General features: G+C 67.0%; 5 protein-coding genes and 1 pseudogene (1 of these 6 cut by a window edge). 3 read left to right on the plus strand and 3 right to left on the minus strand.

From position 1 onward, the window contains the following. On the plus strand, positions 1–1,379 hold the 3' end of the coding sequence (locus DBO33_RS17360) for a non-ribosomal peptide synthetase (RefSeq protein WP_107655970.1). 16,843 nt of this gene lie to the left of the window's left edge; only the last 1,379 of its 18,222 coding nucleotides appear in the window; the start codon falls outside the window, past its left edge; its stop codon occupies positions 1,377–1,379. Continuing rightward, positions 1,379–10,891, plus strand: a complete 9,513-nt coding sequence (locus DBO33_RS17365) for a non-ribosomal peptide synthetase (protein ID WP_107655971.1) — start codon at positions 1,379–1,381, stop codon at positions 10,889–10,891. The genes DBO33_RS17360 and DBO33_RS17365 overlap by 1 nt, the downstream gene beginning before the upstream one ends. Positions 10,892–10,957: 66 nt before the next feature. Here the strand turns inward: DBO33_RS17365 and DBO33_RS17370 are convergent, their stop codons facing one another. Together DBO33_RS17370 and DBO33_RS17375 are read right to left on the minus strand one after the other, a co-directional pair. Then, entirely contained in the window at positions 10,958–11,845 is an 888-nt protein-coding gene (locus tag DBO33_RS17370) for a sterol desaturase family protein (RefSeq protein ID WP_107660350.1), read from the minus strand. A 133-nt stretch (positions 11,846–11,978) separates the two neighbouring features. Further along, positions 11,979–12,716: a helix-turn-helix transcriptional regulator gene (locus DBO33_RS17375; RefSeq protein ID WP_234390890.1), complete on the minus strand. Its 738-nt coding sequence runs from the start codon at positions 12,714–12,716 to the stop codon at positions 11,979–11,981. Between the two features lie 108 nt (positions 12,717–12,824). Between DBO33_RS17375 and DBO33_RS44700 the strand changes: the two are divergent. Next, positions 12,825–12,983: pseudogene (locus DBO33_RS44700) on the plus strand (hypothetical protein); the annotation flags it as partial. A gap of 69 nt (positions 12,984–13,052) precedes the next feature. Here the strand turns inward: DBO33_RS44700 and DBO33_RS17380 are convergent. Continuing rightward, on the minus strand, positions 13,053–14,489 hold the full coding sequence (locus DBO33_RS17380; protein ID WP_107660352.1) for an aldehyde dehydrogenase: 1,437 nt from the start codon (positions 14,487–14,489) through the stop codon (positions 13,053–13,055). Between the last annotated feature and the right edge of the window lie 74 nt (positions 14,490–14,563).

The raw sequence follows: 14,563 nt of genomic DNA on the forward strand, positions 1-14,563 counted from the left end.
CGACTGACACCGATCGCAGTGCCCCGCTGCGGCCGGAGAATCTGGCGTATCTGATCTACACCTCCGGGTCCACCGGGGTTCCCAAAGGTGTTGCCGTTACGCACCATAACGTGGTCAGCAGTATCGCCGGGATGGCGGCTCTGCTGGGCGCGGGCAGCGCGTCCCGCGTATTGGCCAGTACCTCGGCGGCTTTCGACGTATCGGTACTGGAGATCTTCGCCGTCTTGGCCAGTGGCGGCAGCGTGGAGGTGGTCCGCGACGTCCTGGTGCTCGCTGAGCGGGGTTCGTGGACGGGCGGCGTAATCAGTACGGTGCCTTCGGCATTCGTCGAGGTGCTGAATCTGGCTGAGGTGAAGATTGCCGCTGATGTCGTGGTGTTCGCCGGGGAGCCGCTGACTCGCTCGGTAGCGGAACGCACCCGTGCGCTCATCCCTGACGTGCAGATCATCAACGGTTACGGACCGACCGAGGCAACGGTTCTGGCGGCGGCGTTCCCGGTAGCGCAAGGCGAGGGTGCGGTACCGATCGGCGAGCCGGTCGGCAATACACGACTTTTCGTGCTGGACGGGTGGTTGCAGCCGGTGCCGATAGGTGTTCCGGGTGAGTTGTACGTGGCCGGTTCGCAATTGGCGCGCGGCTATCACGATCGTGCCGCGCTGACGGCCGCGCGATTCGTCGCCGATCCGTTCGGTGCGACCGGTGCCCGGCTGTATCGCACGGGGGATCTGGTGCGGTGGACGCGCGCCGGTGTGCTCGAGTTCCTCGGCCGAGTCGATGATCAGGTGAAGATCCGCGGGCATCGCGTCGAACCGGGTGAGATCGAAACCATACTGCTGCAACATCCTTCGGTGTCGCACGCGGTGGTCGATGCCCGCGAGCCTGCCGGTGATTCCGGTAAGCAGCTGGTCGGGTACGTGGTGCTCGACGGTGCCGGGGACGCGGTGGACGCGGTCGGGCTACGCCGGTTCGTGGCGGATCGGTTGCCGGAGTTCATGGTTCCGGCGGCCGTGCTGATCCTGGACGCGGTGCCGCTGACGGCGAACGGCAAGCTGGATCGGCGCGCGCTGCCGGAGCCGGAGTTCGTGTCCGCCGTGGCCTATCGGGCGCCGCGGGACGAGCGCGAGCACGTCTTGGCCGGTCTGTTCGCCGAGGTGCTCGGCCGGAAACAGGTCGGCATCGACGACAACTTCTTCGATCTCGGCGGGCATTCGCTGCTGGCGACCCGATTGGTCAGCCGGATCCGGCTCGCGCTCGCGGTGGACGTGCCGATCCGGCAGCTGTTCGCGGCGCCCAGCGTCGCCGAACTAGCGGTCAGGTGCGCGGAGCTGACGACATCCCGGCGCCCGGCGCTACGCAAGATGAACCGAGAGGCCTTCTGATGATCCCGTTGTCGTTCGCGCAGCAGCGCCTGTGGTTCCTGCACCGGTACGAAGGGCCATCGGCCACCTACAACATGCCGATGAGTGTGCGACTGACGGGCGTGGTGGACGTGGCCGCGTTGCGCGCGGCGGTCGAGGACGTCGTGGCCAGGCACGAAAGCCTGCGCACCGTGTTCGCCGAGATCGACGGCGTGCCAGGTCAGCGGGTGCTCGACCTCGACGAGGTGGCGCTGCCGGTGTCGATCGACGACCTCGACGCGTCGGACGTGCCTGCGGCGCTGCTGCGGGCCGCACAGTACGGATTCGAGCTGACCTCGGAGATTCCGTTGCGGGTCAACGTGTTCCGCAGCGGACCCGACGAGTGCGTAGTGCTACTGGTGGTGCACCACATCGCCGGGGACGGGTGGTCGCTGGCGCCGCTGATGCGTGATCTGTCCCAGGCGTACGCGGCCCGGTCGGCGGGCCGGGCTCCGGGGTGGGAGCCGCTGCCGGTGCAGTACGTGGATTACACGTTGTGGCAGCGCGAGTTGCTGGGGGATCGCGAGGATCCCGAGTCGTTGATCTCCCGGCAGCTCGACTACTGGCGGACGGAATTGGCGGGCTTGCCTGCGGTCCTGCCGCTGCCGACGGATCGGCCGCGCCCGCCGGTGGCGTCCTATCGCGGCGACGTGGTGCCGTTGGAGATCGACGCGCGCACGCGCGGCGCGGTGGAGCGGCTGGCGCGCCGGGCCGGGACCACCGTCTCGATGGTGTTGCAGGCCGGGTTGGCGGTGTTGCTGTCGAAATCCGGTGCCGGACAGGATATTGCGATCGGCACACCCATCGCCGGTCGTACCGAGGAGGCCCTGTCCGATCTGGTCGGGTTCTTCGTCAACACCTGGGTACTGCGGGCCACGGTCACGCCGGCCATGTCGGGCACCGAACTGCTCGAACAGGTTCGGGAAAAGGCCTTGGCGGCCTATGAGAATCAGGACGCGCCGTTCGAGTTACTGGTGGAGTTGTTGCATCCGGTGCGGTCGCCCGGGCATCATCCACTGTTCCAGGTGTCCTTGGCCTTTCAGAACACCGAGCTACCGGACCTGCGGTTGGCGCAAGCGCGGATCGAGAGTGTCCCGGTCGCGACGGGGACGTCGCGGTTCGACCTGTTCTTCAGCATCGCCGACGACGCCGGTTCCGACAGTGGATGGCGCGGGTTCATCGAGTACGCCACCGATCTATTCGATCGGGCGACCATCGAAGTGCTGGCGGCGCGATTCGTCCGGGTACTGGCACAGCTTGCCGCTGATCCCGCGGTGACCGTCGGGTCTGTCGAGCTGCTGGACGCGGCGGAGCGGCAACGGATCGTGCGGGTCTGGAACGACACGGCCGTCGCGGTGCCGCACCAGACGGTGCCGGAGTTGTTCGGAGATCAGGCCGTTCGAACACCGGACGCGGTCGCCGTGGTGTGCGGTGCGCAGCAATTGACCTATCGGGAACTCGACGTCCGGGCCAACCATCTTGCCCACGAGCTGATCTGGCGTGGCGTAGGGCCGGACCGCGTGGTCGCGGTGGCGTTACCGCGATCGGTGGAGTTGGTGGTGGCGTTGCTGGCGGTCTCGAAAGCCGGTGGCGCGTATCTGCCGTTGGACGCGGAGTATCCGGTCGAACGGCTCGAGTTCATGCTCGCCGACGCGGCACCGGTCGTGCTGATCACCGATGCGGCCTCGGCGGAAACTCTGCCCGACAGCGGGATTCCCCGGCTGTTCATCGATCGATCCGCGATCAGCCGCACCGACACCGGCCGGCCCGGCATCGCCGGCACGTTGCACGGCCACAACCTGGCCTACCTGATCTACACCTCCGGCTCCACCGGCCTCCCGAAAGGCGTTGCCACCACCCACCGCAATGTGGTGAACCTGGTGCGCCAAGCGTGGTCGATCGGGCCCGACGACCGGACCTTGGTGCACTCGTCGATAGCGTTCGACGGCTCCACCTACGAGATCTGGCCGACCTTGGCCGGAGGCGGCACGCTGGTGCTGGCCGAGCAGCAGCGTTCGGATATCGGGGAGATGGCGCGGCTGATCCAGGCCCATCGCGTGACGCGGATGTTCACCACCCCGGCGCTGCTGCCCGCACTGGTGGAGTACGCGCAGCCGTTGCGGGACAACCCTTTCGCGCCGCTGCGACAGCTGATCGCGGGCGGGTCGGTGCTTTCCGCCGCGGTGGTCCGCGCTGTGCATGCCATCCATCCGGACGTCGAGGTGGTCAACGGGTATGGGCCGACGGAGACGACGGTGTTCGCCACGCTGTGCGTCGCGTCGCACGGCCAGGCCGGTGAGTCGGTGCCGATCGGTGCGCCGTTGTCGAATGTGCGGGCCTACGTGCTGGATTCGGGGCTGTCGCCGGTGCCGATCGGGGTGGCCGGCGAGTTGTATGTGGGTGGTGCGCAACTGGCGCGGGGGTATCACGGCCGGGCCGGATCGACGGCAGCGCGGTTCGTCGCCGATCCCTTCGGCGCGGACGGCGAAAGGTTGTATCGGACCGGCGATGTGGTGCGCTGGACCGCGTCGGGGGAGTTGGTTTTCGTCGGTCGGGTCGATGATCAGGTGAAGATTCGTGGGTTCCGGGTCGAGCCCGGTGAGATCGAATCGGTCCTGGCATCGCATCCGCTGGTGTCGCAGGCGGTGGTGGTCGCGCGTGCCGCGGGGGAGCGGGGTCAACAGCTGGTGGGCTATGTAGTGCCCACCGACTCCGCCGATTCCGGAACCGGCGAGGAAGAGCTGGTCGAGCAGTGGCGTCGGGTCTATGCGGACTTGTACGGGGGTGCCGAGTACGCCGAGTCCGCGCAGCAAGCCGGTTTCGGTGCGGACTTCAGCGGTTGGAACAGCAGCTATTCGGGGTCCGCGATCGCGATCGAGCAGATGCGGGAGTGGCGGTCCGCGGTGGTGCGGCGCGTCCAGGGGCTGGGTCTCGGACGGGTGCTCGAGATCGGCGTCGGCTCGGGGCTGTTGCTCGCGCAACTGGCACCGGAAGCTAAGGAGTACTGGGCCACCGACTTCGCACCGGCCACGATCGCGGAACTAGCTCGCGGACTGGCGGATTCGGCAGCCGACTGGGTCGATCGTGTCTCGCTGAGCGTCCAGGGCGCCGACGATGTCACCGGGCTGCCCGAGAGCTACTTCGATACGATCGTGGTGAACTCGGTGGTGCAGTACTTCCCGAGTGAAGCCTATCTGCGACGGGTCATCGAGCACGCGATGCGGTTGCTTGCCCCCGGCGGCGCATTGTTCTTCGGCGACATCAGGAATCTCGCCCTGCTCACGGAGTTCGCCACGGAGGTGGCGATCACCCGCGGCGGTAGCGATACCGCCGCCGGTGTGCAGGAACGAGCACGCCGCAGCATCTCCGCCGAGCAAGAGCTGCTGGTGGCACCGGAGTACTTCGCGGCGCTGAGCCACGTCCTCGACGAGATCGCGGTAGTGGATGTCGAACTCAAGCGGGGGTTCGCGGTCAACGAGTTGACCCGATACCGCTATGACGTCGTACTCCGGAAAACCCCGGTGCAGGCCTTGTCGGTGGCGGACGCACCACGCATGCGCTTCGCCGACCGTGCCGCGCTGGAATCCGTGCTGCAGGCGCACCGCGGTGGCCGGGTGCGGATCACCGACATCCCGCACGCCGGGTTGGTCGACGCGGTAGCGGCCACCCGCCGCATTCGAGCGGGCAGGCCGGTGGCCGGCCGGGAAGGTCTGCTCGGCATCGAGACGATACTGCCCGCAACCGCGGATCGGGCCGGTCTGCTGCCCGAGGATCTGCATATTTTGGGCAGGCGGCTGGGGTTCACCACCGCGGTCACCTGGTCGGCGCAATCGGACTGTGTAGAAGCGATATTCGTCGATGCCTCGATCGTCGACGGTGAACACCTCACCGACGTGTTCACCGCGCCGGACTCGCCGGCCGACCCGGCGCGGTACACCAGCAAACCGCACCTCGGCCTGCTGACCGCCGGTCTGCGGCGGTTCGTGGCAGACCGGCTGCCGGAGTTCATGATTCCGGCCGCGGTGGTGGTATTGGACGCGATGCCGTTGACGGTGAACGGGAAGGTGGATCGGGCGGCACTGCCGGATCCGGAGTTCGGGTCCGAGGCCGCGTACCGGGCGCCGCGCAGCGAACGAGAACAGGCGCTGGCGGGCTTGTTCGCCGAGGTGCTCGGGGTGGCGCGGGTCGGTATCGATGACAACTTCTTCGATCTCGGCGGGCATTCGCTGCTGGCGACCCGATTGGTGAGCCGGGTTCGGGCCGTGCTCGGCGTCGAGCTGCCGATTCGGGTGGTGTTCGAGGCGCCCACGCCCGCGGCGCTGGCCGAACAGCTCGACGGCGGTGCCAGAGTGCGGCCCGCGGTGCTTGCGGTGCGGCGGCCGGAGCAGGTGCCGTTGTCGTTCGCGCAGCGGCGGTTGTGGTTCCTGCACCGCTACGAGGGTCCGTCGGCGACCTACAACATCCCGATCGCGCTACGGATGACCGGTGCGTTGCATGTGCCGGCGTTGCGGGCCGCGGTGGCCGACGTGGTCGGTCGGCACGAGGCGTTGCGCACGGTGTTCCCGGACGTGGCCGGGGTACCGGTGCAGCGGGTGCTCGATGTCGATGCCGCTGTGGTGCCCGTAGTGGTGTCGGAGGTGGCGGACGCCGAACTCGCAGCGAGAGCGGGCGAGGCGGCACGGTACGGGTTCGACCTGGCTGCCGAGATTCCGCTGCGGGTGAGTGTGTTCCGTTGTGCACCTAGAGAATTCGTGCTGCTGCTCGTGGTGCACCATATCGCCGGGGACGGGTGGTCGTTGGCACCGTTGTTCCAGGATCTGGTGACCGCGTACACCGCTCGGTCACAGGGGTCGGCCCCGGACTGGGCGCCGTTGCCGGTGCAGTACGTGGACTACACGCTGTGGCAGCACGAGTTGCTGGGGGATCGGCAAGATCCGGAGTCGTTGATCTCGCGGCAGTTCGACTACTGGCGTAACGAGTTGGCCGGGCTGCCCGCGGTGCTGCGATTGCCGACCGATCGGCCGCGTCCGCCGGTCGCCACCTATCGCGGCGACGCCGTTCCGCTGGAGATCGACGCGCGAACTCGCACACTGGTGGAACGGCTGGCGCGTCGAGAAGACACCACGGTCTCGATGGTGTTGCAGGCGGCGTTGGCGGTGCTGTTGTCGAAGTTGGGTGCGGGGCAGGACATTCCGATCGGTTCGCCGATTGCCGGGCGTACCGACGAGGCCCTGTCCGATCTGGTCGGGTTCTTCGTCAACACCTGGGTACTGCGCACGACGGTGCTGCCGACCGCGTCGTTCGCCGAGCTGCTGGCTCAGGTGAAACAGAAAGCCTTGGCGGCCTACGAGAATCAGGACGCGCCGTTCGAGCTGCTGGTCGAGTTGCTGCATCCGGTGCGGTCGCCCGCGCACCATCCGCTGTTCCAGGTGTCGCTGGCCTTGCAGAACAATGAGCTGCCTGATCTGGGATTCCTGGGCGCACGGATCGAGCCCGTCGCGCTCGGCACGGGCACCGCGCGATTCGACCTGTTCTTCAACATCGTCGATACCCCGGCCGGGTCGGGCAGCGGGTGGGGCGGTTTCGTCGAATATGCGACGGACTTGTTCGACCGGGAAACCATCGACGCGATGGTGGCACGGTTCGTGCGGGTGCTGGGTCAGCTCGCCGCCGACCCGGCAAGCACGGTCGGATCCGTCGAGATCCTCGATGAAGCCGAGCGCCAGCAGATTCTGCACGCCTGGAACGACACCGAAGCCCCGGTCGCGCACACGACAGTTCCCGAACTGTTCCGGTCCCAGGTGGCACGAACGCCGGACGCGGTCGCCGTGGTGTCCGGCGCGGTGACATTGACCTACCGGGAACTCGATGCCTGGGCCGGTAGTCTGGCCCACGAACTGATCGGGCGTGGTGTGCGTCCCGACGGTGTCGTCGCGGTAGCGCTGCCGCGGTCGGCGGAGTTGATCGTGGCATTGCTGGCGGTGTTGCAGGCCGGTGGCGCCTATTTGCCGCTGGACCCGGAGTATCCGGTCGAACGACTGGAGTTCATGCTCGCCGATGCCGCGCCCGTTGTGCTGGTCACCGACGAGCCCACCGCAAAAGTTCTGCCCGGCAACGGAACTGAGCGGCTACTCATGAGTCGTTGCGAGACTGGCGGCGGCCGACCCGAGGTCACCGGATTGCACGGCGACAACCTCGCCTACCTGATCTACACCTCCGGCTCCACCGGCATCCCCAAAGGCGTGACGATCACCCACCGCAACATGGTCAACCACGTCGGTGCGGCAGTGACCCGTCTCGGCACCGACGGACTGTCCCGGGTATTGGCAAGTACCTCTACGGCATTCGACGTCTCCGTCGTCGAGATCTTCGCGCCACTGTGCGCAGGCGGGACCGTCGACGTGGTCCGTGACGTCCTGGTGCTCGCCGAGCAGGACAACTGGTCCGGCAGCATGATCAGCACGGTGCCTTCGGCCTTCGCGGAAGTACTGAACCACTCCGACACCACCATCGACGCCGGCACCATCATCTTCGCCGGCGAGCCACTGACCGCATCCATGGTCGAACGCACCCGCGCTCGCATCCCGGGCGTCGAGGTCGTCAACGGATACGGGCCGACGGAGACAACCGTGTTCGCGGCCATGGCCGTGGCATCCGCCGCCTCGGTGGGCGCAGCGATGCCGATCGGCGCGCCGCTGCCGAATCTGCGCGCCTACGTACTGGATTCGGGGCTGTCGCCGGTTCCGGTCGGGGTAGCCGGTGAGTTGTATGTGGGCGGTGCGCAATTGGCGCGCGGGTATCACGGCCGCCCGGGTTTGACGGCGGCCCGGTTTGTCGCCGATCCGTTCGGTTCGATGGGTGAACGGCTGTATCGCACAGGCGATCTGGTGCGGTGGGCCCGCGCAGGTGTGCTCGAGTTCGTCGGTCGCGCCGATGACCAGGTGAAGATCCGTGGATTCCGCGTCGAGCCGGGCGAGATCGAATCAGTGCTGGTGTCGCATCCGTTGGTCGCGCAGGCGGTAGTGGTCGCGCGTGAAGCGGGGGAGTTGGGCAAGCAGCTGGTCGGTTACGTCGTGCCCGCCGAGTCCGCCTCCGCCGCAGGCGGTTCCACCTCCGATGCGGAGGTCGGCCACGGTGAGGGAGAGCTGGTCGAGCAGTGGCGCCGGGTGTACGAGGACCTGTACTCCGGTGCCGAGTCCGGGCAGCAGGCCGACTTCGGCGCGGACTTCAGCGGCTGGAACAGCAGCTATTCCGGGTCCGCTATCGCGATCGAGCAGATGCGGGAATGGCGAGCACACACGGTGCGGCGGATCCGGGAGCTCGGCGGGGGACGGGTGCTCGAGATCGGTGTCGGATCGGGCTTGCTGCTGGCGGAGCTGGCACCGGAGTGCAAGCAGTACTGGGCTACGGACTTCTCTGCCGCGACGATCGCGGAACTGGAACGGAGACTTCGAGATTCAGGTGCCGAGTGGATTGATCGGGTCTCTTTGCGTGTGCAAGGCGCTGATGATGTCACCGGGCTGGTCGAGGGCTCCTTCGACACGGTGGTGGTGAACTCGGTGGTGCAGTACTTCCCGAGCGAGAAGTATCTGCGGCGGGTCATCGGGCACGCCTTGCGGTTGCTGGCGCCCGGTGGGGCTTTGTTCCTCGGCGACATCAGGAATCTCGCGCTCATCGAGCAGTTCGCCACCGGAGTGGCGATCGCGCGCGGCAGTGCCGGCGACGACCCCGGCACGATGCGGGAACGAGTGCGCCGCAGCATATCTGCCGAACAGGAGCTCCTGGTGGCTCCCGAATACTTCGCTGCGCTGGCCGGTCGCGACGACGAGATCGCGGTGGTGAACGTCGAGCTCAAACGGGGATCGGCAGTCAATGAGCTGACGCGGTACCGCTACGACGTCGTGCTCCGGAAAGCCCCGGCGCAGGCGATATCCGTGGCAGCAGCGCCGCACGTCGAGTTCCGCGACCGCCATTCGCTGGAAGCGGTACTGCAAACCCATCGCGGCGGCTCGGTCCGGATCACCGATATCCCGCACGCGGGACTGGTCGACGACGTCGCTGCCGCACGCTGCCTCCTGGCGGGCGAGCACGTCACCGGCGAGACCGGCCTGCTCGGCACCGAAGCGATACTGCCCGAACGGTCCGGCGCAGCACTGCTTCCGGAGGACCTGCACGTGCTGGGCGAGCGGCTGGGATTCACCACCGCGGTCACCTGGTCGGCGCGACCGGACCGCATGGACGCGGTATTCCTCGACCCCGCGATCACCGATGGCGCACACCTCACCGAGGTATTCACTGCGCAGATCCCGTCATCCGATCCGTCGCGATACACCAACAACCCATCCAGCGGGCTCTTGGTCGCGGGCGTGCGTGCGTTCCTGCTGTCGCGGTTGCCGGAGTTCATGGTCCCGGCGGCGGTGCTGGTGCTGGAGCAGTTCCCGTTGACCGCCAACGGAAAGCTGGATCGAGCGGCGCTGCCCGATCCGGAATTCGTCGCCACCGCCGACTACCAGGCCCCGCGCACCGAACGGGAGCAGACGCTGACCGCGCTGTACGTCGAGGTGCTCGGGCTGGCCCGGGTCGGCATCGACGACAACTTCTTCGCCCTGGGCGGGCATTCGCTGCTGGTGACCCGGCTGGTCAGCCGGATCCGGGCGGTCCTCGGCGTCGAGGTGCCGATCCAGGTGGTGTTCACCGCACCGACACCGGCCGAGCTGGCCGGACAACTCGACAACGAGCTGACCGCCTACCACTTCGATCCGGTGCTGATATTGAAGAGTTCCGGCTCGCGGAAACCGATCTGGTGCGCACCCCCGGGCGGCGGACATGGCTGGGGCTACCGGAAATTGGGCAGGCACCTACCCGACCGCCCCGTGTACGCCCTGCAATCGCGCGGCTTCGACGGCGAGCCGATGGCGCAGTCGTTCGAGGAAATGGTGCACGATTACGTCGAGCAGATCCTGCTCGTGCAGGGTGCCGGGCCATTCCACCTGCTCGGCTGGTCCCACGGCGGTGCGGTGGCGCACGCCGTGGCGGCCGAACTTTCCCGTCGCGGCTTCGAGGTCGGCTTCCTCGGCCTGTTGGACCCCCAACCCGCGCAAGCCTCGGACGCACCCCCGGAAATCGACCAGGACGAGATGAAAGAAGCGTTCACCAGCTGGATGTCGGATCGGCTCGGCGATCAACTGGCAGAGTCGCAGGTAGCCGACCTGACCGAGCGACTATCCAGAATGATCACCAACAATATCGAGCTGTATTACCGATACGACTCACCGTTCTTCGCCGGCGACGCCACGATATTCTGCGCGACCGTCGACGCCGACGGGAATTCCATTGCGGCGGCAACAGATCGACTGACGCAGCTGTGGCGGCCACACCTCGGCGGCGTCATCCAGACATTCGAAGTCGCTCACCCCCACGCCGACTTCGACCGCGACGAACCGATGGCCTCGATCGGCCGCACGATGCAGTCCCTCCTCGAATCCGCCGAGTAGGCCCGGCGCTGCATACAGGATCGGCATCATCCCGCGTTTCCTGGAGTAGAGCGGCCGGGCGCAGGCTCAGTGTCTGCTATCGGGCTCGGCTAGCGCGGCTCGGGTTGCCTCGGTACGGATTTCGGGCTTGTCGGTGAATGTGCAGGCGCCGCTGGGGCGGAATGGCTCGGCTAGTTGAGCGAGATAGGCGTCGGGGTAGTTCGGTTTGGCGGCCATGCCGAGGTCGTCGCTGGTGAACCGGCGCTGTGGATCGAAGGAGAAGGTGCCGAGCAGGTGATCCCAGATCAAGGTGAACAAGCCGAAATTCACGTCGCCGATCCCGGCCCATTTGAGGTGGTGGAAACGGTGTCCCTCGTTGAGGGCGAGCACGTAGCGCAGCGGGCCGACCCGGTAGTCGGCGTTGGAGTGCTGCAACAGCAACTGCACCGCGATCAATACCGCCAATACCTCGGCCACCACGGCGGGCATACCGAGCAGCAGCAGCGGCAGCGTGCCCGCCAGCAACTCGACACCACCGTGCAGCGGATGCTTCATGAGGCCGTTGAAGCCGTAGAAGCGACGCACGCTGTGATGGACGGCGTGAAACCGCCACAGCACGCCGATCTTGTGACTTGCGTAGTGCACCAACGTGATTCCCATGTCGGTAACCAGCACCGCCAGCAGCACCTGCGCCGGGAGCGGCCAGGAATCGGGCCAGAACGACTGCAACGGCGACAGCGCCGCCGCGATCGGCACCACCAACACCGTGAGCAACAACCCGCCCTCGTTGATCACGCCGTGCACGGCGTCACGTCCGGCGTCGTTGTGTGAGGTGTTCCAGTCTCCGGCATAAGGGATGATCCGTTCGACCACGAAGGACAAGCCGATCCCGACCAGTACGAGCAGCAGTAGCCACAGCGGGGCCGCCGGCGTGCGGGCCAGCGCGATCGCGGTGCCGCCGATCCCCAGCATCATCAACGGCACGTACCCATAGCGGGCGAGCCGCCGGCCGAGCGTTTCGGTGGGTGCAGTAATTGTGTTCACGGCACCGAGTTTGGCCGCCGATGCCGGGGTAGAGCTTGAACGATTCGGCTGGACCGGGTTCGCCTCACCCGGCTCCGAGGTGGATGTTTCTGGTCAGCGCGGATGGCGGCAAACCGAAGGTCTCGCGGCAGGTGCGGGTCAGGTGCGCGCTGTCGGAAAAGCCTGCGGCGTGCGCGGCGGCGGTGAGGTCGTCACCGGCGGCAACCCGGGCGATCGCAGTCGAAATCCGTGTCCACAACACGTATCGACGTAACGGCAGCCCGACTTGAGCACTGAACAAGTGCGTCAACCGCGTCGTGGACAGACCTACCCGCCGTGCGACATCGCTGGTGCGGACCGGGCCGTGCGAAAGCATTCCGGGGATCACGTCGAGGGCGGCAGTGACGGACTGATGGCGCGCGAGTGGGGCGAGATCGGGTGTCAACCCGGCGAGTAGCTCGGTGATGTAGTCACTCAGCAACCGATCCGGGCGCAAGATTTCAGCGCTCAGCGGCGGGCCTGCTGTCCAGCCGTAAGTTCGGCAACGCCGCTCGGCAGTGCGGCCCGCCGCGGATTCGGGTTCGAGGAAGACCGCGATGCCGAACTCGGTACCGTGCTCGATCCGGTGCGCCGCATCCGCCGCCACGATCACCTGCCGGCCACAGTGCGAGCGCCCCGACTCGTCGGCGACCACCATCTCGGTCTGCGAGAGCATCACCTGCACAGCGTGATGCGCGTGCGTGCCGGTCGGGCCGATCGATCCGGAGAACGCCAGCAGTCCCGGGCGGATCAGCGCATCACCATGCCAGATGGTCTCGCTCACGCCCTGCCACCCCCATCGATGCGATGCCACGATCGGCAACGGCACCGACTGATCACCATCGGAAGATGATAGCCATCGGCCGACGGGTCCGACTGACGCGCTCACCAGGCGGAGTTGAACCGCTACCCGCAGTTCCGCACGGAGATGGACGGGCAAACCATCCATTTCCGACTGATCCCGCGCCCACGGCGGGCGACCCGGAACGGCTCGCGTGGGCCTGCGGAAGATCAACAGGTAGCGGCCATCTCAGTGCTGGTAACGAGCTGACATGCCGGTGAGCGCGTGGTTACGCTGCGCTACCGGTCGTCCCGACCGAACATGTTGTGCGCGAAGGGTTTACAGATAGATGGTTTGCAGGTCGAAGTAGCCTTCGACAGCTTCGGGTCCGAGTTCGCGGCCGATGCCGCTGGCCTTGATGCCGCCGAAGGGTGCGGCGGGGTCGGGGAGGTAGCGGTTGATGCCGATGGTTCCGGTTTCGATGCGCTCGGCGAAAGCCCTTGCGCGAGTGGGGTCTTGAGACCAGACGGTGCCGCCCAAGCCGAAGTCCGAGTCGTTGGCGAGGGCGACGGCTTGTTCCTCGTCGTCGTAGGAGATGACGGCCAGGACCGGGCCGAAGACTTCCTCGCGGGCGAGTTCTTGGTTGTTGTCGACGCCGGCGAAGACGGCGGGGGAGACGAACCAGCCTTCGCGGTCGGGGCGAGTGCCGCCGACGACAAGTTTGGCTCCGTCGGCGCTGCCTCGCTCGATGTAGCCCTCGACGCGTTCGCGCTGGCGGCTGCTCACCATGGGCCCGATCATCGTGGCCGGATCGAGCGGATCACCGACGACGGCTTGCTGCGCCAGCCCGGCCAGGGTGTCCACGACTTCCTCGTAGCGGCTGCGCGGCGCCAGCACTCGGGTGCTGAGGTAACAAGTCTGGCCGTTGTTGAAAAGAGTTGCGCCGAAAAGGCTTTCGATCGAGTTCGCGATATCGCCGTCATCGAGCACGATCGCGGCCGACTTGCCGCCGAGTTCCAGGGAGACCGGGCGCAGCAGCTGTCCGCAGACTTGCGCGATCGATCGTCCCGCCGCGGTGGAGCCGGTGAACGCGACGCGGTTGATGCCGGGGTGCGCGACGAGATGCTCACCGATATCGCGACCACCGGGGACGATGTTCACCACACCTGCGGGAATCTCCGCCTCGACGAGGCATTCGGCCAGAATGATCGAGTCCAGCACGGTTTCCGGCGAAGGCTTGAGCACCACGGTGTTCCCGGCGGCGATGGCCGGGGCGATTTTGGTCATCGCGAGGGCCTGTGGGAAGTTCCACGGCACGATCGCGGCGACCACGCCCATCGGCTTGCGCACCACTTCGAACTCTCCGCCCAGCATGCCCGGGCGTCGAGTGACCTGAGGCAGGGCTTCGACGGTGTCGGCGTACATGCGCAGCAGGATCGGGGGAAACCCCGCCTCCAGTGCGGAGGACATGGAGATCGGCATCCCGTTCTGCTTCGAGACGGTTTCCGCGATCTCGGCGCCGCGGCGCTCCATGACGTCGGCCAACCGGCGCATGGCCGCTGCCCGTGCGGCATGGGTCCAGGTGGCCCAGCCGGTCGGGTCGGTGAAAGCGGTTCGCGCCGACTGCACCGCGCGGTCGACGTCGGCGCGGGTGGCCGACGGGACACTGCCCAGGTAGGCCTCGGTGCTGGGGTTCACCACCTCGATGCGGGCCTCGCCACTGCCGGTGACCCACTGCCCGCCGATGAACAAGCCGTCGTGTTCGGTACCGCTCATGAGATTCTCCTTGCTGCTGCGCTGGATACGCCGCTGATCGTGGCGCACGGAGCCCGGATCGCACTGTTGCAAAG

The organism is Nocardia suismassiliense (assembly GCF_900269665.1).
Taxonomy (GTDB): domain Bacteria; phylum Actinomycetota; class Actinomycetes; order Mycobacteriales; family Mycobacteriaceae; genus Nocardia; species Nocardia suismassiliense.